This is a genomic window from Candidatus Parvarchaeota archaeon, assembly GCA_016866895.1.
Taxonomy (GTDB): domain Archaea; phylum Micrarchaeota; class Micrarchaeia; order Anstonellales; family VGKX01; genus VGKX01.
Map to the genome: position 1 here is coordinate 1 of VGKX01000155.1, position 2,785 is coordinate 2,785.

Here is a 2,785-nt window from a genome sequence, read left to right on the forward strand (position 1 = left end):
GAAAAACGATTCTTGCGCAGTAAATCATCTCTCATTCCCCAAAAACAGTTTGTTAGCAGCATTCGCACTTGCAATCATCGTCGCAGCAATTTCCCCTTGCCTTTGCTCCACTCCTCCATGCCGCCTTTTTTGCCTTTGCTTTGGCACGTGTAATCATTTTTCTTGACTGCCTTCTTGTCGCGTCCTTGAATTTTGCCATAATCCTGTTCCTCCTTTGTTAGTGTTATTTTCAGCGCTCCAGGTTTTCGTCACTGAAAAGCATTAGCACGAAAATGCCTGCGCCTTCCTTGGCAAACCTGTATGTCATCACAAGAATTTTTCACTGTGCAGGTTTATAATAAATCCTTTGTTGCATCAGCCTTCCAAATCCTTTTTATGGCACAAGTCTGAAGTATATTCTCCTGTTGCTTTTGCCCTTGTTTTCCATTGAAATTATCTCAATTTTCCCAATTTCAGAAGTATTTTTCACATGGGGGCCTCCATCCGCCTGGATGTCAATCCCGACCACCTCGACAATCCGAAGCACCGGGATGCTTGGCGGAAGCGCGCCTGCAAGCTTGACAATCCCTGGTATCTTGAACGCCTCGTCACGGGGAAGCGAGTAAATTTTCACATCGGCATTTTTGCCTATTTCCAAATTTGCCTGCGCGACAATAGAATCCATAAGCTGCCTGTCAAAGTTCTCAAGCGAAAAATCAAAGCGGCATTTTTCAGGCTCAATCTGGTTGCCGGTTATCAGCGCGCCAGTTCTGGCTGCAGTGGCCTGGGCAAGTATGTGGGCTGCCGTGTGAGCGCGAATCAGCCTATGGCGCCTCTCCCAGTCGATTTCGCAGCCTACCTCGTCGCCAGCGTTCAATCCTGCAACCTCCACTTTATGCACTACGTTTCCGTCTTTTTTTGAAACCTCAATCACCTTGAAAATCTTTCCATCGGATTTTCTTGTAATTGTTCCGATGTCGCATGCAACCCCGCCGCCTCGCGGGTAAAACGCGGTCTGGTCAAGCACTAATTCGCAAGGCGACACAAGCATCTCCACTTTTGCATCACAATTTTTTATGTAGCAGTTCTCAAGGCAAAGTATTTTTGTCATGAATTCACCACAAACCATAACCAAATTTATTCCATTTTCACTATCCGCAATTCATGCCCATTATACTGTTTCAAGCAGCTCAAGCACCTTTGCCTTTATTTCATGCCGTATCTTTCTCATCCTTTCAGCATCCCATCCTTTTGGGTCTGCAAGCCCCCAATCAACTGTTTCTTTGATGCAGGTTATTGGGCACCCAACCTCAACCCCGCACCCCATTGTTATAATCAAGTCCGCGTTTTTTGCCATTTTTTCAGTGAGCCTTTTTGGCGCCTGTCTGGAAATGTCAATTCCGACCTCTGCCATTGTCTGCACTGCTTGCGCGGATATTTTGCTTGCAGGATGCGTGCCAGCACTTTGCGCAATCACCCTGCCTTTTCCAAGATGGTTTGCAAACCCCTGCGCCATCTGGCTTCTTGCAGCATTCCCAACACAGACAAAAAGGATTTTTTTAGGCTGCATGCAAATCAATCGCCAATACTCGGATTGCTAAAGCTCCAGTGCATTGCTTAATCCAAGCCCCTATCTTTTCCCAGTCACTTTAATCAGGTGATAACCGAATTCCGTCTTGACGGGCGTGCTTACCTGCCCCACTGGAAGCGAGAATGCAGCATCCTCAAACTCCTTTACCATCTGGCCCTTGCCAAAAAAACCCAAATCGCCGCCCACCTCGTTGCTTGGGCACTTTGAAAACTTGCGGGCCATATCCTCAAACTTCCGTCCCTCTCCAATCATTTTAAGGACGCTTTGGGCTTCTTCCTGCGTGTCTAGCAAAATGTGGCTTGCCCTGATTTCCATTATAATTACCTCCGAAATTGAGTTGCTTTTTCCAGCAATCCTTATATTTGGGTAGCTTTCAAGTTTTACCCTATGCTCTATGCAAAAACCACGCAAGATAAGCCTGCTGATTCGGACGGCTATCGGCTTCTTGTCACAAAGCTGTGGCCAAAGAAGTTCAAGGCATCCTGGGCAGATGGCTTCAACCCCAATCTTTCTCCTTCACAAGAACTTTACGGCAAACTGACAAGCAAACAACTAAGTTTTGATGAATTTGCATCCCAATACTCCAAGGAACTTGACGCCCAACTTGAGCGCCTAAAAAAACTTAAGAAGCAGGCCGAAAGCTTTGATATTACCCTGGTTTCCTATCCTGATTTTGAGGGGAAAAGCATTGGCGGGTTAATTGTTGAGAAATGCAAGTCACTTTGAATTGCAGCAGCTATCCAAAATACTCCACAAACCTTGCCATGTCGGGCGCAATGCCTTGTTTTCCATATTTTTCAATCCATTTTCGGGCAAACTTCTCATGCCCAAACAAGTCCTCCTTTAGCTGTCTTGCCATTTCTGCCTCGTGCCCCTCGGCCTGGAACTTTATCGGGCAAAGGGCTTTTTTCTTAACAGTCCTGCCGTCAAACTCAAAGGGATAAAGCCTGCACACATGAGGCCTGTGTGCGTAAATCCCACAAGCGCTGTCCTCGCCCAAAAACACACACTCCTTTTTCTGCCTTCTTTTAAGAATGAGAAAATACTCATGCACCCTGCCGCCCTCTCTTACCAATAAAGGATAGTGCGGTGTCCCTTTAGAGTCAATCTGGCATGAAAACTCCAAAAAGTCTGAAGGCGCAAGCCTTTGCGCCTCGCCGTTGTTATCCTCTTGTGCCAGCTCGCGTGCAAGCCTTTTAGCCTCCGGTATTGTCA

Annotated in this window: 5 protein-coding genes; 1 reads left to right on the forward strand and 4 read right to left on the reverse strand. The window is 46.7% G+C overall.

What is annotated here, in order from left to right; all coding sequences use genetic code 11:
- Positions 1-373: 373 nt before the first annotated feature.
- The 3 genes from FJZ26_05320 to FJZ26_05330 are packed head-to-tail and all read right to left on the reverse strand — an operon-like array spanning position 374 to position 1,885.
- Complete coding sequence (locus FJZ26_05320) at positions 374-1,090, reverse strand: alanyl-tRNA editing protein (protein MBM3229826.1); 717 nt, start codon at positions 1,088-1,090, stop codon at positions 374-376.
- Between the two features lie 60 nt (positions 1,091-1,150).
- Positions 1,151-1,549 carry an arsenate reductase ArsC gene (locus FJZ26_05325; GenBank protein ID MBM3229827.1) on the reverse strand — a complete coding sequence of 133 codons (399 nt, stop codon included), beginning with the start codon at positions 1,547-1,549 and terminating at the stop codon, positions 1,151-1,153.
- Between the two features lie 60 nt (positions 1,550-1,609).
- Positions 1,610-1,885, reverse strand: a complete 276-nt coding sequence (locus FJZ26_05330) for a peptidylprolyl isomerase (protein MBM3229828.1) — start codon at positions 1,883-1,885, stop codon at positions 1,610-1,612.
- Positions 1,886-1,957: 72 nt separating this feature from the next.
- Between FJZ26_05330 and FJZ26_05335 the strand changes: the two genes are divergently transcribed.
- Entirely contained in the window at positions 1,958-2,296 is a 339-nt protein-coding gene (locus FJZ26_05335) for a DUF488 family protein (GenBank protein ID MBM3229829.1), read from the forward strand.
- Between the two features lie 10 nt (positions 2,297-2,306).
- Here FJZ26_05335 and FJZ26_05340 read toward each other — a convergent pair.
- Positions 2,307-2,785: YkgJ family cysteine cluster protein (locus FJZ26_05340; GenBank protein ID MBM3229830.1), on the reverse strand; the 479-nt coding region annotated here is incomplete at its 5' end.